The organism is Enterobacter cloacae complex sp. SHL009, assembly GCF_049237205.1.
Classification (GTDB): domain Bacteria; phylum Pseudomonadota; class Gammaproteobacteria; order Enterobacterales; family Enterobacteriaceae; genus Enterobacter; species Enterobacter cloacae_M.
Genome location: NZ_JBMKIW010000013.1, coordinates 47,441 through 73,553, shown reverse-complemented (window position 1 = coordinate 73,553; position 26,113 = coordinate 47,441). Strand labels below are relative to the sequence as shown.

25 protein-coding genes are annotated in these 26,113 nt (G+C 57.6%); 11 read left to right on the top strand and 14 right to left on the bottom strand.

Annotated features, from left to right (window positions below; translation table 11 throughout):
* Positions 1-18: 18 nt before the first annotated feature.
* Genes fdhE through fdnG form a run of 4 tightly spaced genes read right to left on the bottom strand, consistent with a single transcriptional unit; the run spans position 19 to position 5,542 of the window.
* Positions 19-948, bottom strand: a complete 930-nt coding sequence (fdhE, locus tag ACOTZC_RS21645) for a formate dehydrogenase accessory protein FdhE (RefSeq protein WP_045404233.1) — start codon at positions 946-948, stop codon at positions 19-21.
* The gene (fdoI, locus tag ACOTZC_RS21640) at positions 945-1,580 is read right to left on the bottom strand and encodes a formate dehydrogenase cytochrome b556 subunit (protein ID WP_023309750.1); all 636 of its coding nucleotides are present in this window, start codon (positions 1,578-1,580) and stop codon (positions 945-947) included. Before fdoI ends, fdhE begins: the two co-directional genes overlap by 4 nt.
* Complete coding sequence (gene fdxH / locus ACOTZC_RS21635; protein ID WP_008501831.1) at positions 1,577-2,479, bottom strand: formate dehydrogenase subunit beta; 903 nt, start codon at positions 2,477-2,479, stop codon at positions 1,577-1,579. Before fdxH ends, fdoI begins: the two co-directional genes overlap by 4 nt.
* A 12-nt stretch (positions 2,480-2,491) precedes the next feature.
* Positions 2,492-5,542 (bottom strand): formate dehydrogenase-N subunit alpha, encoded by a 3,051-nt coding sequence (gene fdnG, locus ACOTZC_RS21630; protein ID WP_126330977.1) that lies wholly within the window; start codon positions 5,540-5,542, stop codon positions 2,492-2,494.
* 372 nt (positions 5,543-5,914) lie between these two features.
* Here fdnG and fdhD point away from each other — a divergent pair, with 372 nt between their 5' ends.
* Both fdhD and ACOTZC_RS21620 read left to right on the top strand, forming a co-directional pair.
* Positions 5,915-6,751, top strand: a complete 837-nt coding sequence (fdhD, locus tag ACOTZC_RS21625) for a formate dehydrogenase accessory sulfurtransferase FdhD (protein WP_421636021.1) — start codon at positions 5,915-5,917, stop codon at positions 6,749-6,751.
* A gap of 114 nt (positions 6,752-6,865) precedes the next feature.
* Complete coding sequence (locus tag ACOTZC_RS21620; protein WP_023309747.1) at positions 6,866-7,078, top strand: DUF1471 domain-containing protein; 213 nt, start codon at positions 6,866-6,868, stop codon at positions 7,076-7,078.
* A 39-nt stretch (positions 7,079-7,117) separates the two neighbouring features.
* On the opposite strand, the gene ACOTZC_RS21615 is transcribed toward ACOTZC_RS21620, so the two are convergent.
* Together ACOTZC_RS21615 and ACOTZC_RS21610 are read right to left on the bottom strand one after the other, a co-directional pair.
* The gene (locus ACOTZC_RS21615; protein ID WP_047174098.1) at positions 7,118-7,441 is read right to left on the bottom strand and encodes an AzlD domain-containing protein; all 324 of its coding nucleotides are present in this window, start codon (positions 7,439-7,441) and stop codon (positions 7,118-7,120) included.
* Positions 7,441-8,100 carry an AzlC family ABC transporter permease gene (locus ACOTZC_RS21610; RefSeq protein WP_023309745.1) on the bottom strand — a complete coding sequence of 220 codons (660 nt, stop codon included), beginning with the start codon at positions 8,098-8,100 and terminating at the stop codon, positions 7,441-7,443. Before ACOTZC_RS21610 ends, ACOTZC_RS21615 begins: the two co-directional genes overlap by 1 nt.
* Positions 8,101-8,202: 102 nt before the next feature.
* Between ACOTZC_RS21610 and ACOTZC_RS21605 the strand changes: the two genes are divergently transcribed.
* The 4 genes from ACOTZC_RS21605 to ACOTZC_RS21590 all read left to right on the top strand — a co-directional run bounded on the left by ACOTZC_RS21605 (position 8,203) and on the right by ACOTZC_RS21590 (position 13,314).
* Positions 8,203-8,751 carry a helix-turn-helix domain-containing protein gene (locus ACOTZC_RS21605; RefSeq protein ID WP_023309744.1) on the top strand — a complete coding sequence of 183 codons (549 nt, stop codon included), beginning with the start codon at positions 8,203-8,205 and terminating at the stop codon, positions 8,749-8,751.
* 17 nt (positions 8,752-8,768) lie between these two features.
* On the top strand, positions 8,769-9,764 hold the full coding sequence (locus ACOTZC_RS21600) for a LacI family DNA-binding transcriptional regulator (RefSeq protein WP_023309743.1): 996 nt from the start codon (positions 8,769-8,771) through the stop codon (positions 9,762-9,764).
* A gap of 104 nt (positions 9,765-9,868) precedes the next feature.
* Positions 9,869-11,992: an alpha-galactosidase gene (locus tag ACOTZC_RS21595; protein ID WP_126304470.1), complete on the top strand. Its 2,124-nt coding sequence runs from the start codon at positions 9,869-9,871 to the stop codon at positions 11,990-11,992.
* Positions 11,993-12,036: 44 nt separating this feature from the next.
* The gene (locus tag ACOTZC_RS21590) at positions 12,037-13,314 is read left to right on the top strand and encodes an MFS transporter (protein ID WP_126304468.1); all 1,278 of its coding nucleotides are present in this window, start codon (positions 12,037-12,039) and stop codon (positions 13,312-13,314) included.
* Here the strand turns inward: ACOTZC_RS21590 and rhaM are convergent.
* From rhaM to rhaB, 5 genes are read right to left on the bottom strand one after another with little or no spacing between them, the layout of a single operon-like run.
* A complete protein-coding gene (gene rhaM, locus ACOTZC_RS21585; protein WP_126304466.1) occupies positions 13,302-13,616 on the bottom strand; it encodes an L-rhamnose mutarotase in 315 nt (104 codons plus the stop codon). The genes ACOTZC_RS21590 and rhaM overlap by 13 nt on opposite strands.
* Positions 13,613-14,761 (bottom strand): lactaldehyde reductase, encoded by a 1,149-nt coding sequence (fucO, locus tag ACOTZC_RS21580; RefSeq protein WP_348595443.1) that lies wholly within the window; start codon positions 14,759-14,761, stop codon positions 13,613-13,615. The genes rhaM and fucO overlap by 4 nt, the downstream gene beginning before the upstream one ends.
* A gap of 46 nt (positions 14,762-14,807) precedes the next feature.
* Entirely contained in the window at positions 14,808-15,638 is an 831-nt protein-coding gene (gene rhaD, locus ACOTZC_RS21575) for a rhamnulose-1-phosphate aldolase (protein WP_248163046.1), read from the bottom strand.
* A gap of 36 nt (positions 15,639-15,674) precedes the next feature.
* Positions 15,675-16,934 (bottom strand): L-rhamnose isomerase, encoded by a 1,260-nt coding sequence (rhaA, locus tag ACOTZC_RS21570; RefSeq protein WP_421636020.1) that lies wholly within the window; start codon positions 16,932-16,934, stop codon positions 15,675-15,677.
* Positions 16,931-18,400 carry a rhamnulokinase gene (gene rhaB / locus ACOTZC_RS21565; protein ID WP_126304460.1) on the bottom strand — a complete coding sequence of 490 codons (1,470 nt, stop codon included), beginning with the start codon at positions 18,398-18,400 and terminating at the stop codon, positions 16,931-16,933. The genes rhaA and rhaB overlap by 4 nt, the downstream gene beginning before the upstream one ends.
* A gap of 300 nt (positions 18,401-18,700) precedes the next feature.
* Between rhaB and rhaS the strand changes: the two genes are divergently transcribed.
* Positions 18,701-19,537, top strand: coding sequence for an HTH-type transcriptional activator RhaS (gene rhaS, locus ACOTZC_RS21560; protein ID WP_421636019.1), 837 nt, complete (start codon positions 18,701-18,703; stop codon positions 19,535-19,537).
* Between the two features lie 73 nt (positions 19,538-19,610).
* Positions 19,611-20,459: an HTH-type transcriptional activator RhaR gene (rhaR, locus tag ACOTZC_RS21555; protein ID WP_126304456.1), complete on the top strand. Its 849-nt coding sequence runs from the start codon at positions 19,611-19,613 to the stop codon at positions 20,457-20,459.
* On the opposite strand, the gene rhaT is transcribed toward rhaR, so the two are convergent.
* On the bottom strand, positions 20,460-21,494 hold the full coding sequence (gene rhaT, locus ACOTZC_RS21550; protein WP_023309733.1) for an L-rhamnose/proton symporter RhaT: 1,035 nt from the start codon (positions 21,492-21,494) through the stop codon (positions 20,460-20,462).
* 288 nt (positions 21,495-21,782) lie between these two features.
* Here rhaT and sodA point away from each other — a divergent pair, with 288 nt between their 5' ends.
* Positions 21,783-22,403: a superoxide dismutase [Mn] gene (sodA, locus tag ACOTZC_RS21545; RefSeq protein ID WP_004203668.1), complete on the top strand. Its 621-nt coding sequence runs from the start codon at positions 21,783-21,785 to the stop codon at positions 22,401-22,403.
* A 194-nt stretch (positions 22,404-22,597) separates the two neighbouring features.
* Positions 22,598-23,272 (top strand): 6-hydroxyaminopurine reductase, encoded by a 675-nt coding sequence (gene yiiM, locus ACOTZC_RS21540; protein ID WP_023309732.1) that lies wholly within the window; start codon positions 22,598-22,600, stop codon positions 23,270-23,272.
* A gap of 102 nt (positions 23,273-23,374) precedes the next feature.
* On the opposite strand, the gene cpxA is transcribed toward yiiM, so the two are convergent.
* Both cpxA and cpxR read right to left on the bottom strand, forming a co-directional pair.
* The gene (gene cpxA / locus ACOTZC_RS21535) at positions 23,375-24,748 is read right to left on the bottom strand and encodes an envelope stress sensor histidine kinase CpxA (RefSeq protein ID WP_023309731.1); all 1,374 of its coding nucleotides are present in this window, start codon (positions 24,746-24,748) and stop codon (positions 23,375-23,377) included.
* Positions 24,745-25,443, bottom strand: coding sequence for an envelope stress response regulator transcription factor CpxR (gene cpxR, locus ACOTZC_RS21530; RefSeq protein WP_006179159.1), 699 nt, complete (start codon positions 25,441-25,443; stop codon positions 24,745-24,747). The genes cpxA and cpxR overlap by 4 nt, the downstream gene beginning before the upstream one ends.
* Positions 25,444-25,593: 150 nt before the next feature.
* On the opposite strand from cpxR, the gene cpxP reads away from it, so the two are divergent.
* Positions 25,594-26,100 (top strand): cell-envelope stress modulator CpxP, encoded by a 507-nt coding sequence (gene cpxP, locus ACOTZC_RS21525; protein WP_023309730.1) that lies wholly within the window; start codon positions 25,594-25,596, stop codon positions 26,098-26,100.
* Positions 26,101-26,113 lie beyond the last annotated feature (13 nt).

Genomic DNA, 26,113 nt, shown 5'->3' with positions numbered 1-26,113 from the left:
CGGCACTGTCAGAGGAAATTACTCCCCTTCACCCGGGAACAGGAACGGGTTGATCGAGCTGCGGGCAAAGCCCTCCTGCTCCATCTTCGCGTCCAGAATCAGCGAGGCGAGATCGTCGGCCACGGCTTCGACTTTCGGGTCTTTTTCCTGATACAGAATCTTCAGGTAAGTGCCGCAGTCGCCGCAGCTTTCGGCTTTCACCGCCGCTTCTTCGTTTTCCAGCGACCAGTAATTCAGATCGCGGGTCTGCTCGCAGTTGCTGCACTTGATGCGCACCACGTGCCACTCGGTTTCACACAGGTTGCAGTGCAAGTAGCGCAGCCCCTGAGTCGTGCCAATTTGCACCATGCTCGATACCGGCATGGAGCCGCAGACCGGGCAGAACTGGCGCGCCTCGCCGTATTCGGCGCGGGCTTTACCGGGGATCAGGCTTGCCATTTGCGCCCAGTAGAGCGACAGCGCAGCCCAGATAAACGGCGCTTTATCGCTGCTGACCAGAGCGAAGTCGGCGGCAAACAGCGCGCTCGCCATCTCTTCCAGCTCCAGGTCAGAGGCTTTTTCCAGATTCTCGATGACCGCCAGCGCGGTACCGCTCATCTCCGGCTTCAGCTCGGCAATGAGCGAATGCAGCAGCTTTTGCCAGTGCTTGTCGCGCGGCAGGACGTGAATGTCCAGCGGCGGCTTGCCCTGCGCGTTGGCTTCTTTGATGCGCGCGGTCAGGTCCATTTGCAGCGGGTGGTCGTACAGCACCACTTCCTGCGCATGGGCAACCAGCGCGGCAAAGCGCAGAAAATCGCCCAGCGGGTTGTTCTCTGCCAGCTCGCGCAGACGCTCTGCGCGGCGGTTGTAGAGGTTCTTGAGTCTGGGGAATAACAACGGCGGAATATAATCCGCCGTGCGTTTCTCGCTCGACCCCAGCTCATCTTGCGGGATTATGCGAATACTCATTCAGATGACTTTTCCTGTTTCTGGCGGACTTCACGGTACCAGCGCGGGTGATGTTTCTTCGCCCACGTACTGGTTACCCATCCTTCCACCATCGCGGTAATGGTGCCTTTCACCCAAAGGGCGGCGTAGATATGCACCATGATAACCACAATTAACGCCACTGCGGCAAATGAATGCAGCATCAGCGCGAATCGGATCACCGGGATTGAGAAAGCAGGCGCAAAGTACGGACGCCAGATGATCACGCCGCTCACCAGCAACAGGACCAGGAAGATAATCGCCGCCCAGAATACGCATTTCTGGCCGAAGTTATAACGCCCGGTATCACCCACTTCCTCGTTGACGACGATCTTACGAATATTCTTCGCCCAAAAGATATCATCCCGATTGATTAGGTTATGGTGCCAGTAGCGGAAAAACATAATGATGAACGACGCGAACATGATGACGCCCACAAACGGGTGCAGAATACGCGCCAGCTGTGGCGTACCCAGTACCTGCATCAGCCAGTTGAAGGACGGGAAGAAGAACCCCAGCCCGCTTATCGCCGCCAGCATGAAGCAGAAGGCGGTGACCCAGTGGTTGATGCGTTCCGGCGCGGTGTAGCGCACGATGGTGTCACGTTTTCTCATTTGCGCACCTCGTCTTTCTCTTCATGCAGGTTGTCGTCTTCCTCTTCCGCGCGGTTCGGACCAACGCCGACGTAGTGGAAGATGCTCGCTGCGAAGGTGGCAGCAAAACCGACCGCTGCCAGCGGTTTCCAGATGCCTTTCCAGAACTTCACGGTGGCGCTAATTTCCGGGTTCTCCGGCAGGCCGTGATACAGGTTCGGCTTGTCGGCGTGGTGCAGCACGTACATTACGTGCGTACCGCCAACTCCGGCCGGATCGTACAGGCCCGCGTTGTCGTAACCACGGGTTTTCAGCTCGCCTACGCGCTCTGCCGCCAGCGTTTTCATATCCTCTTTAGAACCAAAGTGGATCGCGCCGGTTGGGCAGGTCTTCACGCATGCAGGCTCCTGGCCGACGGTGACGCGGTCAACGCACAGGGTGCATTTGTAAACGCGGTTGTCTTCCGGGTTCAGGCGCGGTACGTCGAATGGGCAGCCGGCGATGCAGTAGCCGCAGCCGATGCACTGTTCAGACTGGAAGTCGACGATGCCGTTGGCATACTGAATGATAGCCCCTTCTGACGGACATGCCTTCAGGCAGCCCGGATCCGCACAGTGCATACAGCCGTCTTTGCGGATAAGCCATTCCAGCTTGTCGTTCTGCTCCACTTCCGAGAAACGCATCACCGTCCAGGACTTGGCGGTCAGGTCCGCCGGGTTGTCGTACACCCCGACGTTGTGACCCACTTCGTCACGCAGATCGTTCCACTCAGAGCAGGCCACCTGACAGGCTTTACAGCCGATACAGGTGGTCACGTCGATAAGCTTCGCCACTTCCTGCTGGTGGTCCCTCGCCTGAGGCGCGGGCGTGAAACCGTTAGTCGCGGAACGACGGATAATGTCTTGAGATTGATAAGCCATAAGTCGTCTCCGTTACACCTTTTCCACGTTCACGAGGAAGGCCTTAAACTCCGGCGTCTGCGTGTTCGCATCGCCGACGAACGGCGTCAGGGTGTTCGCAATGAACCCTTTCTTCGCCACGCCCTCATAGCCCCAGTGGATCGGAATACCGATGGTATCCACCTGCTGACCGTGAACGTTCAGCGTGCGAATACGCTTGGTCACCACCGCCTTGGCCTTGATATAGCCGCGGTTAGAGGAAACCTTCACGGTATCGCCATGGGCGATGCCGAGCTTGCCCGCCAGCTTCTCGCCGATCTCCACGAACTGTTCCGGCTGCGCGATGGCGTTAAGCAGCGCGTGCTTGGTCCAGTAGTGGAAGTGCTCGGTCAGACGGTAGGTGGTACCCACGTACGGGAACTTGTCCTTTTTACCCAGCGCTTCGAAATCGCCCTTAAAGATACGGGCTGCCGGGTTAGAGACCACGTTCGGGTGCAGCGGGTTGGTACCCAGCGGCGTCTCAAAGGGCTCGTAGTGTTCCGGGAACGGACCTTCCGCCATCTTATCGATAGCAAACAGGCGTCCCATCCCCTCAGGCTGCATGATAAACGGCCCAACGTCGCTGCCCGGTGCGGCAGTGCTGTAGTCCGGAATATCCACGCCGCCCCATTTCGCACCGTCCCACTTCAGAAGCTGACGCTTCGGATCCCACGGGTTGCCCTGCGGGTCAGCGGATGCGCGGTTATAGAGGATGCGGCGGTTGAGCGGCCACGCCCATGCCCAGCCCAGCGTATTGCCAAGGCCCGACGGGTCGGCGTTATCGCGGTTGGCCATCTGGTTGCCTTTTGGCGTCCAGCTACCGGCGAAGATCCAGCAGCCGCTTGACGTGGTACCGTCATCGCGCAGGTGCGCGAAGGTGCTGAGCTGATCGCCTTTCTTCGCCAGCACGGTACCGGTGGCCGGGTCGATAACGTCCGCCAGCGCCTTACCGTTGCTCTCCATCGCCACTTCTTCCGGCGCAGGGTTTTCCGGCGTCGAGTAGTTCCAGGTCATGTTCAGCACCGGTTCCGGGTTCGCGCCGCCTTCTTCCGCATACATCTTACGCAGGCGTAAGAAGATGCCGGCCAGGATCTCGCCGTCGTTCATGGCGATGCCCGGGGCGTCCGCACCTTTCCAGTGCCACTGCAGCCAGCGTCCGGAGTTGACGATAGAACCGTTCTCTTCCGCGAAGCAGGTTGACGGCAGACGGAACACTTCGGTCTGAATCTTCGACGGATCGACGTCGTTCGATTCACCGTGGTTCTGCCAGAAAGTTGAAGTCTCGGTATTGAGCGGGTCAATCGTCACCAGGAACTTCAGCTTCGACAGAGACTCAACAACCTTGTTCTTGTTCGGGAACGAGGCAACCGGGTTAAAGCCCTGGCACAGATAGCCGTTCACTTTGCCCTGATGCATCATCTCGAAATACTGCAGAACGTCGTAACCTTTGTCCCACTTCGGCAGCCAGTCAAAGCCCCAGCTGTTTTCCGCCGTCGCTTTATCACCGAAGAACGCTTTCATCATCGAGACGAAGAACTTCGGATAGTTGCCCCAGTAGTTGACCTGGCCTTCGAGCAGCGGTTTAGGCGTGCTGGCCGTCAGGTAGGTCTGCAGGTCGGTCTGTTTCTCGCTCGGCAGGGTCATGTAACCCGGCAGGCTTTGAGACAGCAGGCCGAGGTCGGTCAGACCCTGAATGTTGGAGTGACCGCGCAGGGCGTTCACGCCGCCGCCTGCCATCCCCATGTTGCCGAGCAGGAGCTGAACCATCGCCATGGTACGGATGTTCTGCGCGCCGATGGAGTGCTGCGTCCAGCCGAGTGCGTACAGGAACGACGCGGTTTTGTCCTTCGCGCTGGTCTCGGCGATAAGCTCGCACACCTTCAGGAAGTCTGCCTTCGGCGTACCGCAGATATTCTCAACCACCTCCGGCGTATAGCGGGAAACATGCTCTTTCAGCAGGTTCCACACGCAGCGCGGGTGTTGCAGGGTGGTATCGCGCTTCGCAAAGCCTTTCTCATCCAGCTCGTAGTTCCAGCTGGTTTTGTCGTATTTGCGTTTTTCGGCGTCGTAACCGCTGAACAGGCCATCTTCGAAGTGGTAATCCTCACGCACGATCAGGCTGGCGTTGGTATAGGCTTCGGTGTATTCGCGGTTATATTTTTCGTTGGTCATCAGGTACAGCAATACGCCTGACAGGAAAGTGATGTCAGTACCTGAACGAATAGGGGTGTAGAAATCCGCCACTGACGCAGTTCGCGTAAAGCGGGGATCGATCACAATCAGTTTCGCACCGTTGTGGATTTTGGCTTCCATCGCCCAGCGGAACCCGACAGGGTGCGCTTCAGCGGCGTTACCACCCATCACCACAATGAGGTTGGCGTTTTTGATGTCGACCCAGTGGTTGGTCATCGCACCGCGACCAAATGTTGGAGCAAGACTTGCTACCGTTGGTCCGTGTCAGACACGCGCCTGGTTGTCGACCGCGAGCATACCGAGTGCGCGCGTAAATTTCTGGGTTAAATAACCGGTTTCGTTGCTGGAAGCAGAGGCACACAGCATCCCGGTGGAGAGCCAGCGGTTGACCGTAACGCCGTCGGCGTTCTTCTCTACAAAGTTGGCATCGCGGTCTTCTTTAATGTGTTTTGCGATGCGGTCGAACGCCTCTTCCCAGCTGATTTGCTGCCATTTGTCGGAGCCTGGCGCGCGATATTCCGGGAATTTGAGGCGGCTTTCGGAGTGGATAAAGTCCACCAGACCGGCCCCTTTCGGGCACAATGCGCCGCGGTTGACCGGATGATCCGGGTCGCCTTCGATATGGAAAATAGACGCTTTGGCGTTTTTAGCACCGTCGCCGAGGCTATACATCAACAGCCCGCAACCGACAGAGCAGTACGTACAGGTATTACGGGTTTCACGGGTGCGCAGCAGTTTATACTGCCGCGTTTCCGCCAGCGCTACGCCGGGCGCAAAGCCCAGTGCCGCTGCCGTGGTGCCTGCCATACCGCCAGCGCAGATCTTAAAGAACTGCCTTCTGCTGACCTGCATGGGTCACTCCTTGTTTCGACATTGCTTACATATGTAGTTTTAACTTCGCGGCTGAGAATTGACCGCAAAGGAGAAAAATTTGCGTTAATCCCTCAATTCCACGAGGGATATCATCAGAATACCACATTGTCGGTACCGCTGTTCTAATGGCGTTAATACAAAGTGAACGTATTATCACCATGTTGATTATAAAGTGTGATATCGATCACATTAACAGCTCTGCATGTTAAAGCGGTGTAGCGGGTGGCAGGTTGCACCCCTGCTAAATGAGTAGGAGAATGGTTGTCGAAAAGTTGATCCATACTATGCGTAAGCCCTGTTGTTTGTGATGCAATAGCAGGCTCACCTCCGTGGTTGTTCAGGAATACCGCTGTGTCTAAACAAAACCGTGCTCCCCACTTGTCGCCACTGCCTGCGGGTATTGTGGAACTGTCGGTACACAGACCGCCCCACATTACCCATGCCTCGCCCGATTATCTGGCGGAAGAGGTGCCCGTTGCGCTCGTTTACAACGGTATCTCCCATGTGGTGATGATGGCTTCGCCGAAAGATCTCGAGCTGTTCGCCATCGGTTTTTCCCTCTCGGAAGGCATCATTGACCATCCGCAGGAGATCTACGGCATGGACGTGGTGCAGGCTTGCAACGGCCTTGAAGTGCAAATCGAACTCTCCAGCCGCCGCTTTATAGGGCTGAAAGAGCGCCGCCGCGCGCTGGCCGGGCGTACCGGCTGCGGCGTGTGTGGCGTTGAGCAGCTCAACGATATTGGCAAACCCGTAGCGCCACTGCCGTTTACTCAGACCTTTAATCTGGCGCACCTCGACCATGCGCTCGAGCACCTGAATGATGTACAGCCCGTCGGCCAGCTGAGCGGCTGCACGCACGCGGCGGCATGGGTGTTGCCGTCGGGAGATATTGCCGGGGGAAACGAGGACGTTGGCCGCCACGTGGCGCTGGACAAGCTGCTCGGTCGCCGGGCGCGTGAAAGTGACGTGTGGAAGCAGGGGGCGGCACTCGTTTCCAGCCGCGCCAGCTATGAGATGGTGCAAAAATCCGCGATGTGCGGTGTGGAAATTCTGTTTGCGGTATCGGCGGCGACCACGCTGGCAGTGGAGGTGGCGGAGCGCTGCAACCTGACGCTGGTGGGCTTCTGCAAGCCGGGAAGGGCGACCGTTTATACCCATCCTCAGCGATTAATAGTTGATCAATAATTTTGAATGATAATAGCAAATCCTTCCGCTTTTAGTTGTTCATGATGAGGTCTAGTATTTATCTCATCAAGGCACGGTGCCTTACCTAAACAACTTAATGAAAGGGTTTATATTATGAAAAGCATCAAAACTTTTGTCGCTGTAATCGCTCTGGCTACTTCTTTCGGTTCTTTCGCTGCTCAGACCGTGACCGCAACCGCGTCAACCATTGACGGCGCAGAAGCGAAAATCGCGGCTCAGGCTCAGGAAGCCGGCGCGTCATCTTACAAAATTACCCAGGCGTTCTCAGGTAACCGCGTACACATGACTGCTGAACTGACGAAATAAGCTGTCACACCGTCGAAAGAGCGCCCCCGGGGCGCTTTTTTAGTTTATGCCCGCCACGCGCAGCAGCGCGGTTACCACTGCCGCCGCCACGATCACCACAATTAACGGCATCTTTCGCCAGGCCAGAAATACCGCAAACGCCACGCCCAGCACGCGCGCCATGCCGGCAAAGTGGTCACTTTCATAAAACGTGGTCGCCAGCGCCACGGAAAACAGCAATACCGTTGCCGCATCTGACAGCAGCGCCTGTGAACGTTCTGACAATGCCAGCCTGCTGCCCAGTTTTGCCCCGCCAAGACGCATCAGATACGTTCCCGCAGACAAAATGGCGATGCCGAGAATAAAAAACGTCATATTTCCCATTATTTTTTCCTCGCAGCAAGACCCAGTAAAGAGAGCAGCACCGGTAATCCCACCGGGGCAAACGGCACGGCGGCCAGTGACAGCGCGGCTCCGCTGCAGGCGCGGATCAGCGTGGTGCGGTTTTTAAACGCGGGCACCACCAGCGCCAGCAATATGGCCGGGAATACTGCATCCAGCCCGATGGTTTCCGGGTCCGGCAGCAGTTTACCGACCATAGCGCCCAGCAGGGCCCCCAGCGGCCAGACAATCGCCACGCCTAAACCACATAGCCAGTACGCCGCTTTGCGCTGTTCGGGCGTTTTTTGAGACAGGCCAAACACCACGCTTTCGTCATTCATGATGTGGCAGCCCAACAGGCTCAGACCACGTTTGCCGACCAGCTCACGGACCGTCACGCCAAACGGCACGTGCCGCGCGTTGACCAGCAACCCCGCGGCCGCAGCCGCCAGCGGGTTACCGCCGCTTGCCACAATGCCGATAAACATAAACTCTGACGCGCCCGCGAGTACGGTGATGGAGAGTACAAACGGTACCCAGACCGGGAAACCGTAGGCCATCGCCAGGGAGCCGTATGACATCCCGACCACGCCGACCGCGAGGCAGACCAGGATGATTGCTTTTATGGTGTCGCCTTTCAGGCAAGAGAGATGATGCTTCATACAATTTTAGCCATATCGAACGTGTATCCATTATAATGAACGCAACGAAACTGATTTTCAAGACGAACGATTCGTTCGTTTTATAGAACAAGAGGCCGTTATATGACGCAGCCGATCAGCCTGATCGCCAAAAGTCTGGTGCGAGAACGCCTGCGAACCGGGCTTTCACTGGCGGAAATTGCCCGCCGTGCCGGGATCGCAAAATCAACGCTTTCCCAGCTGGAGTCCGGCAACGGTAACCCTAGCCTGGAAACGCTGTGGTCGCTGTGCGTGGCGCTGGATATTCCTTTCGCCCGCTTGCTTGAGCCGCAGTTGCCGACCACGCAGGTGATCCGCCGTGGTGAAGGGACGAAAGTGGTTGCCGGACAGGCTAATTATGAAGCCATTTTGCTGGCGGCATGCCCTCCGGGCGCGCGCCGCGATGTCTATCTTCTGATGACCCAACCGGGCGCAGACCGTATTTCCCAGCCGCATCCGCCGGGCTCGGTTGAGCATATTATTGTGACGCAGGGGCGGGCGCTGGTCGGCCTGCTCGACGCGGCAGAAGAGCTAGGCGCAGGGGATTACATTTGTTATCCCGCCGACCAGCCGCATATCTTCAAGGCCCTGGAGCCAGACACTTACGCGCTGCTGGTGGCGGAACAAAACTAACGAAGATAAGGAAAATCATGTCGCTTAAAGCCATTGCCAAAGAACTGGGGCTCTCTGTTACCACCGTCAGCCGCGCCCTCAACGGATATGACGACGTTTCTGACGAGACGCGCGCTCGCGTTGAAGCGGAAGCCCAGCGACGCGGCTATCGGCCTAACACCTTCGCCCGCCGCCTGAAGATGGGCAAAATTGACGCCGTCGGGCTGGTGTTTCCCGTACATCCTGTTCCGCTCAATAACAGCGTATTTATGGACATGGTCGGCGAAATTAGCCACGAACTGGCGCGACATGAGATCGACTTATTGCTCATCGCCGACGACGATCTGGCGGATAAGCACAGCTATATGCGCATGGTGCAAAGCCGCCGCGTGGACGCGCTGATTGTGGCCCACACGCTGGATCGCGATCCGCGACTTGAGCAGCTGCAGGCGGCCGGATTCCCCTTTCTGGCGCTTGGTCGAAGCCAGCTACCGCAGCCGTACGCGTGGTTCGACTTCGACAACTATGCCGGTACGTACAATGCTACCCGCTGGCTGATCGGGAAAGGCCATCAGCGCATTGCCCTACTGGGCGAAAGCAACAATCAGGCGTTTATCACCCAGCGCCGTCAGGGCTATCTGGACGCCCTGCGGGAAGCCGGGCTTTCCAGCGAATGGCTGCGCGCCATGCCGCCTTCGCGCCGAGTCGGGTATGCCACCACCAAAGAACTGCTTGCCCTGCCGCAGCCGCCCACGGCCATCATCACCGACTGTAACACCCACGGCGACGGCGCGGCGATGGCGCTGGCGCAGCTGGGGCGTTTATCCGGCGACAACGCCGTCTCGCTGGTGGTCTATGACGGCCTGCCGCAGGATAGCATCGTCGATATTGACGTGGCGTCGGTGATCCAGTCCACCCGCCAGGGCGTCGGGAAACAGATTGCCGATATGGTGCGCCAGCTGATTAGCGGCGACGATATTGAACAACTTCAGGTGCTCTGGCAGCCCGAATTCTCTCCCGGCAAGACGGCCTGAATCTCTCCATTTTCTAAAGTCGATCACAAAACCGAAACGTTTTGGTTTGTATCCGAAACGTTTCGGATCAACACTCAGATCTTCCCGATGACAGGAGATGTCTGATGCAAGATTCCGTTTTACGACTCGAAACCACGACGGTAGACGTGGTGATCAAAACCCATCCGTTCGCCGAAATTCTCTACTGGGGGCCGCACCTTCAGTACTTTTCGCCACAGGATGTTGCTATGCTCGCGCGTCCTGTTGCCAACGGCAGGCTTGACGTCGACTCCCCGGTCACGCTGATGGCCGAGCTGGGGCATGGCCTGTTTGGCTCGCCTGGCATTGAGGGGCATCGCCAGGGGGTGGACGGTTCCCCGGTGTTCAAAACCACGCAGGTGCAGCAGGGCGTTAACACCCTGACGATTACCGCCGAAGATGAATGCGCGGGACTGCGCCTGACCAGCGAGCTGGCGCTGGATGCCAGCGGCGTGCTGGTGGTTCGTCACGGTTTAACGAACCTGAAAGCGATCCCCTGGCAGGTGGACCGTTTTGCCGTCACGCTGCCGGTGGCCGAGCGCGCGCAGGAGGTAATGGCCTTCCACGGTCGCTGGATCAGGGAGTTTCAGCCGCACCGCGTAAAGCTTGAACATGACAGCTTCGTGATTGAAAACCGTCGGGGTAAAACCTCCCACGAGCACTTCCCGGCGCTGATTGCCGGTACGCCGTCGTTCAGCGAAATGCAGGGTGACGTCTGGGGCGTGCATCTGGGCTGGAGCGGTAATCACCGCCTGCGCGCGGAAGCGAAAACCGACGGTCGTCGCTATCTCCAGGCCGAAGCGCTCTACCTGCCGGGTGAAATGGTGGTTGAGGAGGGCGATACGCTCTGGACGCCGCGCCTGTATGCCAGCTACTCCACGCAGGGCCTGAACGGCATGAGCCAGCCGTTTCACCGCTACCTGCGCGACAACATCATCCGCTTCCCGGAAAACAAACCGCGCCCGGTGCACCTCAATACCTGGGAAGGGATCTACTTCAACCACGATCCGAAGTACATCAAGCGCATGGCCGACGAGGCCGCCGCGCTGGGCGTGGAGCGCTTCATCATTGATGACGGCTGGTTCAAAGGCCGCAATGACGACCATGCCGCGCTGGGCGACTGGTATCTGGACGAGAAAAAATACCCGAACGGCCTGACGCCGGTGATCGACCACGTCAAACGGCTCGGCATGGAGTTTGGCATCTGGGTTGAGCCGGAGATGATCAACCCGGATTCAGATTTGTACCGCGCGCACCCTGACTGGGTACTGGCGCTGCCGGGCTATCCCCAGGCGACCGGACGACACCAGCTGGTCCTCAATCTCAACATCCCGGAGGCCTTTGATTACCTTGTGGAGCGTATGAGCTGGCTGCTGGGCGAGCATGCGGTCGACTACGTGAAGTGGGACATGAACCGCGAGCTGGTGCAGCCTGGACACAACGGTAAAGCCGCCGCCGACGCCCAGACCCGCCAGTTTTACCGCCTGCTGGACGTGCTGGGCGAGCGCTTCCCGCATATTGAGTTTGAATCCTGCTCCTCCGGCGGCGGTCGCATTGATTATGAGGTACTGACCCGCAGCCACCGCTTCTGGGCGTCTGACAACAACGACGCGCTGGAGCGCAGCATCATCCAGCGCGGCATGAGCTACTTCTTCCCACCGGAGGTGATGGGCGCGCATATCGGTCATCATCAATGCCACGCCACCTTCCGCCAGCACGGCATCGCCTTCCGGGGGCTGACGGCCCTGTTTGGCCATATGGGGCTAGAGCTGGATCCGCTCACCGTGGACGAACAGGAGCGCGAAGGCTATCGCCATTACGCCGCGCTACACAAGCAGTGGCGCGACGTCATTCATCACGGCACCCAGTGGCGAATTGATATGCCGGACGCCACCACGCTGGCGCAGGGGATTGTAAGCGAAGATAAGGCGCAGGGGCTGTTTATGGTCAGCCAGCTCGCGATGCCGGACTACAGCCTGATGATGCCGCTGCGCATGGCGGGGCTGGAGGCCAGCGCGCGGTACCGCGTCACGCTGCTCGATCACCCGAATATTCAGATTACGGGCGAGGGAGGGCACACCATGCGCAAGCTACCGGCGTGGATGGAAACGCCGCAAACGGTGAGCGGCGAGTGGCTGATGCAGGCGGGCATTGCGCTGCCGATTCTGGATCCGGAAACCGCCATTCTGATTGGCGTTGAACGCGTGTAAGGGTGACGGGCCGGGCAGCCGACCCTCCGTTGAGGATAAAAATAATGAACACAACAACCTGTACCCACAAAGACAACCCTAACTTCTGGATCTTTGGGCTGTTCTTCTTTCTCTACTTCTTCATCATGGCCACCTGCTTTCCGTTCCTGCCGATTTGGCTGTCGGACATCATCGGCCTGAATAAAACCCATACCGGGATTGTCTTCTCCTGCATCTCGCTGTCGGCTATCGCCTTCCAGCCGGTGCTTGGCGTGATCTCGGACAAGCTGGGGCTGAAAAAACACCTGCTGTGGATCATCTCCGTGCTGCTGTTCCTGTTTGCCCCTTTCTTCCTCTACGTCTTTGCGCCGTTGCTGAAAGCCAACATCTGGCTGGGCGCGCTGAGCGGTGGCCTGTATATCGGCTTTGTCTTTTCGGCGGGCTCGGGGGCAATTGAGGCCTACATTGAACGCGTGAGCCGTAACAGTTTCTTTGAATACGGTAAGGCGCGCATGTTTGGCTGCCTCGGCTGGGGGCTATGCGCCTCCACGGGCGGGATCCTGTTCGGCATCGATCCGTCATATGTTTTCTGGATGGGGTCTGCGGCGGCGCTGCTGTTGATGCTGTTGCTGGTGGTCGCGAAGCCAAAACCCAACCAGACGGCGCAGGTGATGAATGCGCTGGGTGCCAAACAGCCGCAGATCACTGCGAAAACGGTCTTTAGCCTGTTCCGTCAGCGCAGGATGTGGATGTTTATTCTGTACGTGATTGGCGTAGCCTGCGTCTATGACGTATTTGACCAGCAGTTTGCCACTTTCTTCAAAACGTTCTTCGCCACGCCGCAGGAAGGTACTCGCGCCTTTGGTTTCGCTACCACGGCGGGGGAAATCTGCAACGCGATCATCATGTTTTGTTCGCCGTGGATCATTAACCGCATCGGCGCGAAAAACACGCTGCTGATCGCCGGGGTGATTATGGCGACGCGCATCATTGGCTCGTCATTTGCCACCACCGCTGTAGAAGTGATTGCCCTGAAGATGCTGCACGCGCTGGAGGTGCCGTTCCTGCTGGTGGGGGCATTCAAGTACATCACCGGGGTGTTTGATACCCGACTGTCAGCGACTATCTATCTGATCGGCTTCCAGTTCGCCAAGCAGTCGGCGGCCATTTTCCTCTCCGCTTTTGCCGGGAATATGTATGACCGGATCGGCTTCCAGGAGACGTATCTGATGCTGGGCTGTTTCGTGCTGGCGATTACGGTAGTGTCGGCGTTTACGCTGAGCAGCAGGCAGGAGATAGCCGCTGCCGCGGGTGCGGCAGCGTTAACCGGTCAGTCCAGGTAAACCACCTCTTGCAGCCCGATACTCACCGGGCTGTTGTCCGGGTTCGACGGCATTACATCACGCATGTGTTTCCACCAGCGCTGGCAGACGTCAGTACTCGCGACCGCGTTCCAGCGCTCCTCCGAATCAATCTCCACGGTGGCAAAGAGCAGGCTGCGTTCTCTGTCGAGATAGATGGCGTAGCGGTGCGCACCGTGGTCTTTCAGTACCGCTTCCAGCTCGGGCCAGATGGGGTTGTGGCGATGCGCGTACTCCTTATGCGCGTCCGGGTTAACCTGCATAACAAAGGCTTTGCGGATCATAATGCCTCCAGATACAGCTCGCGAACCTCGTTGCGGCTGGCGGTGCGCGGATTGCATGGCGCGCACGGGTCGGCGAGAGCTTTATCCAGCCAGCCTTCAATATCAGCTTTGGTCACGCCGAGCTGGCTGAAGCCGGAAGGGATGCCGACGCGAGCGCTCAGGTCGCGAATCGCCTGAATGGCGGACATGCTGGCGGCTTCAACGCTCATGCCGCGAGTATCGATGCCCATCGCCTGCGCCACGCGGGCGAAGCGGGCACCTGCGTTCGGGCGGTTAAAGCTTTGGACGATCGGCAGCAGGATGGCGTTGCACACGCCGTGCGGCAGGTTGTGCGTCGCGCCCGGCTGGTGCGCCAGGGCATGCACAAGGCCGAGACCCGCACTGTTAAACGCCATGCCCGCCAGATACTGACCAAACGCCATCTGCTCGCGCGCCTCAAGATTATGACCGTCTTCGACCGCTTCCGGCAGCCAGAGGTTGATCAGGCGGATTGCCTCCAGCGCGTTGGCATCGGTCAGCGGGTGCGCGCCAACGGACACGTAGGCTTCTATGGCGTGGGTTAACGCGTCCATCCCCGTTGCGGCGGTCACGGAGGGTGGAATATCCAGCATGACGCTGGCATCGTCCACGGCGATGTCAGGGATGATGTTCGGGTCAATAATCACCTCTTTCACCTGGCGCGCAGAGTCGATGATTACCGCATTGCTAGTCATCTCCGCCGCCGTGCCTGCGGTGGTGTTGATCGCCACCAGCGGCACGCCCGCGTTTTTCACCTTGCCGACGCCGGCATAATCGGTGGACGGCCCGGGGTTGGCGGTGAGGATTTTAATCGCCTTGGCGGTATCAATCGGGCTGCCGCCGCCGAAGGCGATCACGTAATCACACTCCGCGTCCCGGTATGCCGCAAATCCTTTTTGCACCAGCGCTTCCGTCGGGTTCGGGAACACCTCGTCGAACAGGTGATACGACATCTGATGGGTGTCCAGTGCGGCAAAAAGGCTGTCGAGCAGGCCCAGCTTTACCAGCTGGCCGTCGGTGACAATCAGCGCTTTTCCCCACTGCTTGTTCGCCACCAGGTTAACCATATCGCCAATAGCGCCCGCGCCGTGAAGGCTGATTTTTGGAAGTGCCAACATAAAGCTCATGATAATTCTCCTTAACTATCGCCCGTACCGTCCGGTCAGCGAGGGTTTATGCATAGATTTCCAGCGCTGACCGTAGCGGGGTCACGCCGAAGCGCTTGCCGAGCGCAATAAGCTCTTCGCGGGTAATGGTCTGCTTCATTCCTCCCATGGAATAAACTTTCACCAGCACTTCAGCCGATTTCTCGGCGGTGTCGATCAGGCCGAAGGTTTCATCCAGCGTCGGACCGCTGCCGAACACGCCGTGGAACGGCCACAGCACCAGCGAATGTTTTTGCATATCTCTGGAGGTTGCCTGGCCAATTTCGTCGGTACCCGGCACCATCCACGGCAGAATGCCCACGCCATCCGGGAACACCACCAGACACTCGGTGCTGCCTTCCCAGAGCTTGCGAGTGATGAAATCGGCGCTGTTTTCCAGCACATAGGTTAGGGCGATCAGGTTGGTGGCGTGGCAGTGCATGATCGCGCGATCTTTGCCGTTAGTCGCCCTGATGCGCTCGCAGTGAGAGAGGAAGTGCGCCGGCAGTTCAGACGTGGGTACCGCCTCATCGGTCAGGCCCCACAGAATGTGGTAGCCCGCGCCGTCGCTATCCACTTTCACCACGCCGAGGTTGGCCTGTGGATCAAGCTGAACGTTGCGGAAGAACTTGCCGGAGCCGGTGACGATAAACGGCGTGTTGGCCAGCATCGGCATGGGCTGGCTCAGGGCAATATAGCGTGGCTTCTGGTGAAAATCTCCGGTGTAAGGCGCGATATCCGCGTCGTCCAGACGCAGCGTCAGGTTGCCGCCGTTGCGCTCGTCCCAGCCTTTCAGCCAGGCGTCGGAGGTGGCTTTGATCATGCCCTGAACGAACCAGGAGTGGGTGATAGTCTGCATAGTCTTTATTTTCCAGTTATCGCGGTGAGGGCAAAATTACCCGCGCTTGCTCAACACGTTGTTCTCGTACGCGCGCACGTTTTCCAGCCACTGGCTGCCTGCCGGAGCGTCGTTACGCTGGCAGTACATCTCCCAAACGGCCTGCCACGGCAGGGATTTCTGCTCTTCCAGCAGCGCCAGGCGCGCGGTGTAGTCGCCGTTTTCTTCCAGCTTTTTCAGCACTGCGGTTGGCTCCAGCAGCGCGCGCAGCAGGGCTTTTTTCATATTGCGGGTGCCAATAACCCACGCCGCGATGCGGTTGATGGAGGCATCGAAGAAGTCGAGGCCAATGTGCACGCGGTCGAGCAGGTCGTGACGGATAATTTCGCTGGCAATCGCCTGGGTTTCGTCATCCAGCAGCACCACGTGGTCGCTGTCCCAGCGCACCGGGCGGCTGACGTGCAGCAGCAGGCGCGGCACGTAGAGAATGGCTGCGGAGATTTTGTCGGAGATCGCCTCGGTCGGATGGAAGTGACCGGCATCCAGGCATAGCGCGGTCTGGCGGCTGGTGGCGTACCCCATGTAGAACTCGTTCGAGCCGACGGTGTAGCTCTCGGCGCCAATGCCGAACAGCTTGCTCTCCACGGCGTCGATGTGGTGCGCCGGGTCCAGCTTCTCGCTGATGGCCTCATCCAGCGCGGCCAGCAGGCGCTGACGCGGGGCCAGGCGGTCGACGGTGATGTCTTTCATGCCGTCCGGGATCCAGATGTTCATTACTGACGGCGTGCCGAGCTGCTCGCCGAAATACGCCGAAACGCGGCGGCTGGCCTTCACGTGGTCGATCCAGAACTGACGGATTTTGTCGTTGGCGTGCGCGAGGGTAAAACCATCGGCGCTCAGCGGGTGCGAGAAGCAGGACGGGTTAAAGTCCAGACCAAGATTGTTGGTTTTCGCCCACTCCACCCAGTTTTTAAAGTGTTCCGGTTTGATCTCGTTACGCGCTACCGGTGCGTCGGACTCCAGATAAATCGCATGCAGGTTAAGGCGTTTTGGCCCCGGGATCAGGCTCAGCGCCAGCTCCAGGTCGGCACGCAGTTCGGTGGCGTTGCGCGCTTTGCCCGGATAGTTACCCGTCGCCTGAATCCCCCCCGTCAGAGAACCGCCCGGGTTCTCGAAGCCGGCGACGTCATCACCCTGCCAGCAGTGCATAGAGACGGGCAGACGGTCGAGCTGGCGCAGCGCCGTTTCGACATCCACGCCGACGGCGGCGAAACGCTGTTTAGCCAGCTCCCAGGCTTGTTCTAATTGAGTGGTCATGCGCAAAGCTCCTTAGTCAGTCGTTTTTTCTGAAACTGCGCCCGGTAGCGGGCTATTTCATGGCAGGGATTGGGGGTTAAGGTGGTCAGGCAGGTATTCGCGGTGACCACCGAACGGAATTCATCGACATCAGAAAGTTCGTCCAGGGTCATCAGCTGAATACCGATGTTGCCGAGCGTCGAAGCCTCCACCGGACCCGCCACCACGGTGATGCCGCAGGCATCGGCGCAGAGCTGGTTCAGCAGCTGGTTCTGGCAGCCTCCGCCCACGATATGCAACTGGCTGAACGGTGCGCCTCGCAGGTCGACCAGCTCGCTCAGTACATCTGCGTAGAGAAGGGCGAGGCTGTCAAAAATACAGCGCGCCAGCTCGGCAGGACGGGAAGGCACCGGCTGCCCGGCTTCGAAACAGGCGGACTGGATTTCGGCGCTCATATGCACCGGGTTAATAAAGCGGTCGTCATTCGGGTTAATCAGGAACGTACAGGCCTTCAGCTTTTCGGTTTCTGCGATAAGCGCGGGCAGGTCGTTAACGTTTTGCTCTTTCAGCACGCGCTGAAGCAGCCACAGGCCCATGATGTTCTTCAGAACGCGGTAGCGCCCTTCTGCACCGCCTTCGTTAGTGATGTTCGCCGTCATCGCGGCGTCGCTGGTGTACGGCGTTTTGCTCTCAAAACCCATCAGCGACCAGGTGCCGGACGAGAGGTAGGCCGCGTCTCTACTGGCCAGCGGGGATGCAATTACTGCGCTGGCGGTATCGTGACTGGCGACGGCAACGACGGGGATTTCATTCCCCTGCGGGCAAATCCACCGACCTATCACATTTCCGGGGTGCGTTGGCGTGCCGAACCAGGAGGGCGAGGCGCCCGTCCAGGTCAGCAGGGTTTCATCCCAGCTATCGGTGTTGATGTTGACCAGCTGCGTGGTGGTGGCGTTGGTGTATTCCCAGTTCATGTTGCCGGTCAGCCGATAGCTTAAGTAGTCCGGAATGAGTAACGCGTGCGTCACCTTTTTGACCAGCTCCGGCTGCTGCTCAACCAGCGCGCGCAGCTGATAGAGCGTGTTAAACGGCAGAAACTGAATACCGCTGCGGCCATAGATGTTGTCCTTGCCAAGCTGTGCGATGGCGTGTGTCATCAGCCCGTCGGTGCGACTGTCGCGATACGAGACGGGTAGGCCGACGCATTCGCCGCGGCTGTCGAGCAGAACGTAGTCCACGCCCCAGGTATCGATGCCGATGCTGTCGATGCGAATGCCGTCATTGCAGACGTTGTTCAGCCCGGTGCGGATCTCCGCTTCCAGGGCATCAATATCCCAGGTATCAAAACCGTCCTGTTTTTGCAGGCAGTTGGCGAAACGGTGCATTTCGCGAAGCGTAAGTATGCGCCGATCGCAGTCCCAGGTGGCGAGCATTACGCGGCCGCTGGATGCGCCTAAATCGACAGCCACACAATGGCGAAAAGTCATGGTCAGGTCCCTTCTTAAGTCATTGGTGCTGAGTGTAAAAAAGGGACGAAAAGACCACCTTCTCGTCACTGACAGCACGAATCTCGCGCTGGCAAGAAAGCAAAGATGATCGTGAGGAAGTTCACAATTTCCTGTTATGGCAGGGTTTTCTGGCAATGTGACGCTGACCGCATTTCCCGGTTTTTCCGTCTGTTTCTTGAAAAACTGACGGCTTTTGCGCCGTTTGCTGTCAAAAATTTAAGGTGAGTGCGGAAGGCCTTAATTACTATTCGAGAACTTTCCTCATTGGTGGGGGCCGTTATGACCGTATTGCACAGCGTCGATTTTTTCCCGTCGGGAACGTCTCCGGTTGCGATAGAGCCCCGGCTCCCGCAGGCTGCGTTTCCTGAACATCATCATGATTTTCATGAAATTGTGATTGTCGAGCATGGAACGGGTATTCATGTCTTCAACGGCCAGCCCTACACCATCAGCGGCGGTATGGTGTGCTTCGTGCGCGATCACGACAGGCATTTGTATGAACATACCAACAACCTGTGCCTGACCAACGTGCTCTATCGTTCGCCGGACGCGTTCCAGTTTCTGTCGGGGTTGAACAAGCTACTGCCCCAGGAGCAGGATGGACACTACCCGTCTCACTGGCGGGTCAATCAGTCCACCTTGCAGCAGGTGCGCCAGCTGGTGAATCAACTGGCGCAGAGCGAGGGCGGGCAGGAGACGTATGCTATTGCCTCCCGCGAACTGCTGTTTATGCAACTGCTGGTGCTGCTGCGTCGCAGCAGCCTTGTGGAAGGGCTGGAAAATAACGACGCGCGCCTGAACCATCTGATGGCCTGGCTGGAAGATCATTTCACCGAGGATGTCTGCTGGGATACGCTGGCGGATGATTTTTCACTGTCCCTGCGCACCCTGCATCGCCAGCTTAAGCAGCACACCGGGCTGACGCCGCAGCGCTACCTTAACCGTCTGCGCCTGATCAAAGCGCGTCATCTTTTACGTCACACCGACGAAAGCGTCACGGATATTGCCTACTGCTGTGGTTTTGGCGACAGCAATCACTTTTCAACGCTGTTTCGCCGGGAATTTAGCTGGTCGCCGCGCGATATCCGTCAGGGAAAGGATGCTTCACTCCAGTAACGCGAATGCAATCACCGTTTTATTGCCGCAAAAAGGCTAATAATATCCGGTTATTCACCGTTGAGGTGGTGGTGTGGCCGCTCAGTTAATTCTTCGCAAAGATGATTTTTTTGCCTCCGCGAGTCAGGCCGTCGCGGTGGCCGACCGCTACCCGCAAAATGTCTTTGCCGAGCATACCCACGAGTTTTGCGAGCTGGTGCTGGTATGGCGCGGCAACGGCTTACACATCCTCAACGACCGGCCCTACCGCATCACGCGTGGCGATCTGTTTTACATCCGCGCCGAAGACAAACACGCTTACGCCTCGGTTAACGATCTGGTGTTGCAGAACGTTATCTACTGCCCGGACAGCCTTAAACTGAATGTCGACTGGCCGGCCCATATCCCCGGTTTTCTCAATGCCAGAGGCGAACCCCACTGGCGCTTAAGCAGCAACGGCATGGCTCAGGTGCGCCAGACGATCGCCCAGCTGGAGCAGGAGAGCCAGAAGCACGATCCCGTGGCAAATCCGATGGCGGAACTGCTGTTCGCCCAGCTGGTGATGACCCTCAAACGTCATCGTTACGCGACCGATAACCCCTCCGCAACCGTCCAGGAAGCGCTGCTGGACAAGTTGATTGCCCGGCTTGCGGGCAGCCTGAACAAAAGTTTCGTTCTGGAAAAGTTTTGCGAGCAGGAGCAGTGCAGCGAGCGCGCGTTGCGCCAGCAGTTCCGCACCCAGACGGGGATGACGGTCAACCACTACCTGCGTCAGCTGCGCATCTGCCACGCCCAGTACCTGTTGCAGCATACCGAGCTGATGGTCAGTGAAGTGGCGATGCGCAGCGGATTTGAGGACAGTAATTACTTTTCGGTGGTGTTTAACCGCGAGGTGGGGATGACGCCGGTTCAGTGGCGTCATCGCAGTCGAAAGGCAGCGTAATCAGTTCGCCATGCCGAGGCCCACGATATTGGCCGCGATAATAATCACCACGCAGCCCAGGCTCAGCACGCCCACCGGACGACGCCCGGCGTTATTCCACTCCTTCAGTACCAGCCCAACCAGTCCGCCACACAGCACGTAGAAGCTCATATGCAGCATCCAGCTTATGTAGTCGTACTGTGGTGGGATGCTGGCGTGGCCCCAGGCGTAGAAAAAGAACTGCAGATACCACATGAGGCCGCCCAGCATCGACAGCAGCACATTGGTGATGATTAAGGATTTTGCCAGTGAGAAATCGGCTTTTACCGACAAATCCTTCACTTTTGCCAGACGAATAAAGCAGAAGCCGAGGTTTACCAACGCGCCGCCGCCCATGATCACCACGTAGCTTGGCAGCGCCACGTACAGCGGGTCGACGCCCAGCGCGGCGGCCGCTTCGTGCATGGGTTTTGCCGCGTTCATGGCGAACGACATGCCCGCCGAGAAGATGCCGCACATCACTGCCAGCAGCAGCCCCTTCTTCAGGTTAAAGTCTTCGGCTTTGATGCCCATCTTGCGCTCTTTCAACTGTCCCGCGCGGGTGACGATACCCACGCCTATCACCGCAACAAGCACGCCAAGCAGCGTCATTTGCCCGCCTTTGGTGTTGATCAACACGTCGACATTGCCGTTAAGAATGGGCGTCATCAGCGTGCCGACGATGAGCGTAATGCCAATTGCGATGCCAATACCCATCGACATCCCGAGGTAGCGCATGGTCAGGCCGTAATTGATGTTGCCGATGCCCCACATCGCCCCGAACAGAAACACTGGCAGGAGGGTGGAGGCACTGAAGGAAGTAAAGTAGCCCCAGAAATCCGGGAGCAGCATGGCGCTAATGGTCCACGGCAAAATCAGCCAGGACACGGTACCGCCAACTGACCACATGGTTTCCCACGACCACCCTTTCACCTTTTTAAACGGGGCATAGAAACAGGCTGCACTGGCCGCGCCTATCAAATGCCAGAAGATACCCATCGTAATCGCATGATTCATTTTTACGTCCTCATCGTTTTTATAGCCGGTGGCTTCCCCCCGGCTTGATGAGTGTAAAAATTAGGCAGTTCAGGAACCTTCAGACTGTTGCCGCAATTTAGTTTTGGATGGCAATCAGCACGTTAACCGGGTGAGCAGACTCACAATTTTGTGATAAGGCAAAAATCAAATAACCTTATAAAAACTACGGCATTGATAATCATTTTCAATATCATTTAATTAACTATAATGAACCAACTGCTTACGCGGCATTAACAGCTGTGCCGCCCGACAATAATGGAGAGGATTATGAGTTATACACTGCCATCCCTGCCGTATGCCTACGACGCACTGGAACCGCATTTCGACAAGCAGACGATGGAAATCCATCACACTAAACACCACCAGACCTATGTGAACAACGCGAACGCCGCGCTGGAAAGCCTGCCAGAGTTCGCTAACCTGTCTGCTGAAGAGCTGATCACCAAGCTGGACCAGCTGCCAGCGGACAAGAAAACCGTTCTGCGTAACAACGCTGGCGGCCACGCTAACCACAGCCTGTTCTGGAAAGGCCTGAAGACCGGTACCACCCTGCAGGGCGACCTGAAAGCGGCTATCGAGCGCGACTTCGGCTCCGTTGACAACTTCAAAGCGGAATTCGAAAAAGCCGCTGCAACCCGTTTCGGCTCTGGCTGGGCGTGGCTGGTTCTGAAAGGCGACAAGCTGGCGGTAGTGTCTACTGCTAACCAGGACTCCCCGCTGATGGGTGAAGCAATCTCTGGCGCATCCGGCTTCCCAATCCTGGGCCTGGACGTGTGGGAACACGCTTACTACCTGAAATTCCAGAACCGTCGCCCGGACTACATCAAAGCGTTCTGGGACGTGGTGAACTGGGACGAAGCAGCAGCGCGTTTCGCCGCTAAAAAATAAGGTTACATTGACGCCTGTGAGAAGCGAGTCTTATGACTCGCTTTTTTTGTATCTGTATACCCGTCATACTTCAAGTTGCAGGTGCGTTGGCTGCGTTCGCTCACCCCAGTCACTTACCTGAGTAAGCTCCTGGGGATTCACTCTCTTGCCGCCTTCCTGCAACTCGAATTATTTAGGGCATAAAAGGAGCAGCGATGCATTATCCGGTGAATGTATTTACAGGCAAGGTAAGGGAGTACGACGGCAGCCGCCCGAGTGCCATCGCCAAAATTCAGGTCGACGGTGAGCTGACGTTAACCGACCTCGGGCTTGCGGGTGACGAGCAGGCCGAAAAGAAAATCCACGGCGGGCCCGATCGCGCGCTGTGCCACTACCCGCGTGAACACTATCAGCACTGGAAAACCGAATTCCCCGAGCAGGCGGACCTCTTCGTCGCCCCCGCGTTTGGCGAGAATCTCTCCACCGAAGGGCTCACCGAAAAGAACGTGTTTATCGGTGATATCTACCGCTGGGGCGATGCCCTGATTCAGGTGACGCAGCCGCGCTCGCCGTGCTTCAAGCTCAACTACCATTTCGGTATTCAGGATATGTCGGCCCAGCTGCAAAAAGCGGGTAAAACCGGCTGGCTGTATCGCGTGGTGCTGGCTGGGCAGATTTCAGCGGACGCCCCGCTTGAACTGGCGTCGCGCCTGAGCGATGTGTCTGTTTATGACGCCTGCGCCATTGCCTGGCATATGCCGTTTGACGACGAACAATATCACCGCCTGCTGTCGGCGGCGGGGCTATCGACCAGCTGGACGAGAACGATGCAGAAGCGGCGTTTAAGCAGCAAGATAGAAGATAATTCGCGGAGATTGTGGGGGAAATAACAGCCCCTCACCCCGGCCCTCTCCCCAAAGGGGTGAGGGTGAAAAAACCTCACTGAGCAGTCACCTCTCCCCTACGGGGAGAGGGGTAGGATGAGGGGAAAACTAAGAACGCTTATACAACGGTAGCCACAGCGTTAACCGTAGTCCACCCAGCGGACTGTCATCGGCTTTCACCCAGCCACGGTGCTGCTGCATGGCAGTTTCAACAATCGCCAGACCCAGTCCCGTACCACCTGATTCCCGGTCGCGCGCCTCATCGGTACGATAGAACGGACGGAAAATCTGCTCGCGGTCTTCCGGGCTGACGCCAGGACCGTCGTCATCGACAATGACGGTGATCCCGTCTTTATCCACCGAGAACGCCACCTCAATCTTCGTATGCGAGTAGCGCAGGGCGTTACGCACGATGTTCTCCAGCGCGCTTTCCAGCGTGTTGGGGTTACCGTACAGCGGCCACGGGCCCGGCGGGAAGTTGACGGTGAAGGATTTACCCATCTGTTCCGCTTCGAACGCCGCGTTGTCCAGCACCTCGTGCCAGAGGTGATTCGCTTTCACCGTTTCGCTGACCAGCGCGTTTTTCTGCTGATTGCGCGACATGACCAGCAGGTCGTTGATCATGCTGTCCAGGCGGTGCGCTTCTGTTTCAATACGCTCCAGCTCTTTGCTCTCACCGCTGCGGCGGCGCAGCAGCGCGGTGCCAAGCTGCAAGCGCGTAAGCGGGGTACGCAGCTCGTGCGAAATATCCGACAGCAGACGTTGCTGAGCGGTCATCATGCGGTCGAGCGCGCTCACCATCTGGTTAAAACTGGTTCCGGCGGCAAGGAACTCCTGCGGACCTGCTTCCAGCTCAGGGTGTTGTCGCAGGTTACCCTGCGCCACCTCATCGGCGGCATTTTTCAGCTTACGCGCCGGTTTTGCCAGGCTCCACGCCAGCCATAACAGCAGCGGCGAGCTGACCAGCATGGTGACAATCAGCAGCAGGAGAGGGCGGTCAAACAGCAGGTTGATAAAATCAGACTGAGAGTTGCTCGCCGGACGGATCAGGTAGAGCTGATAATTATCCTCTCCGTCCCTGACGGAGAAAGGCCCCACCATCTCTACGCGGCCATATTTCTTCTTCTGGGGATGATCGGCGTTATCCGCCTGGCCAATGAAGTTGCGGATAATCTGCATTTCATTGCGATCGGCCCCAATCACGCGGCCTTCGCTGGTCACCAGCAGCAGGCGTTGTCCGGGCGGCGCCCACTTGTCGATAGCGCGAAACAGCCTGCGCCACCACATTAAATCGTTCGGCGGATCGTTTGCCAGCTCGGCTTCCACGTGCTGCTCGATCATCACGCCCTGACGTTGCTCGCTGTCGAGAAGCTCCGTCATCTGGCGTGAGTCGAGTTTTGGCAACATCAAAACGAGCATTAAAACAAGTGCCAGCGTCAGCCAGAAGATGGCGAAGATGCGGGCGGTTAAGCTTCCTATCATGAAGCAGAAACCATCAGATAACCGCGACCACGCAGGGTTTTAAACCATGGGTGACCGTCTTTACGCTCCGGCAGCTTACGGCGCAGGTTAGAGATGTGCATGTCGATGGCGCGGTCAAACGGGGTGAGGCGTTTGCCCAGCACTTCCTGGCTTAGATGTTCACGCGAAACCACCTGGCCGAGGTGCTGCGCCAGCAGATACAGCAGGGTGAACTCCGTGCCGGTCAGTTCCAGCGTCTGGCCATCAAAGCTTGCTTCCTGACGGCCCGGGTTCAGGCTCAGGGAATCGACTTCAAGGGTGGGTGAGCTGTTGTCGGTATTTTGTTGCTGCTCGCTCCAGTGCGAACGGCGCAGGATAGCGCGAATACGGGCAACCAGTTCACGGTCGTTAAACGGCTTCGGTAAATAGTCATCCGCGCCCAGCTCAAGGCCGAGTACGCGGTCAAGTTCGCTGCCGCGTGCGGTCAGCATGATTACGGGAGTCTGGTGTGTCTGGCGAAGCTCTTTCAACGTATCAATACCGTTTTTCTTCGGCATCATCACGTCGAGCAAAAGTAAATCGATGCTGTCGTCAAGGAGACTCAGCGCCTGCTCGCCATCATGGGCAACCAGGACGTTGAAACCTTCCATGTCGAGCAACTCCTTTAAAAGGGATGTGAGCTCTCGGTCATCATCAACTAACAGGATTTTATTCATTGTTTAAATACCTCCGAGGCAGAAATTACGACATCAAGGCTATCTAATCCATGACTTTACGTTGTTTTACACCCCCTGACGCATGTTTGCAGCCTGAATCGTAGACTGTCTCTCGTTGAATCGCGACACGAAAGATTTTGGGAGCAAGTGATGCGCAAAGTTACCGCTGCCGTCATGGCCTCAACGCTGGCGTTCAGTGCGTTTAGCCAGGCTGCTGAAGCTATCATCAGCGATAACAGTCCCTTACAAGAGGGTGCAACGCAGAACAGCAGCCAAAGCCATATGTTTGACGGCATAAGTTTAACCGAACATCAGCGTCAACAGATGCGAGATCTGATGCAGAGGGCACGACACGACCAGCCCCCTGTTAATGTTAGCGAAATGGAGACAATGCATCGCCTTGTCACCGCAGAAAATTTTGACGAAAGCGCTGTACGCGCTCAGGCCGAAAAAATGGCACAGGAACAGGTTGCCCGCCAGGTAGAGATGGCGAAGGTCCGCAACCAGATGTTCCATCTGCTAACGCCCGAGCAGCAAGCGGTTTTGAACACTAAACATCAGCAGCGAATGGACCAGCTGCGTGAGGTTGCACGGATGCAGCGAAGCTCAGAAACGTCGTTTTTCAGTAGCAATAGCAGTACCCGTAGTAACCAGTAAACCCTGTTTTCCT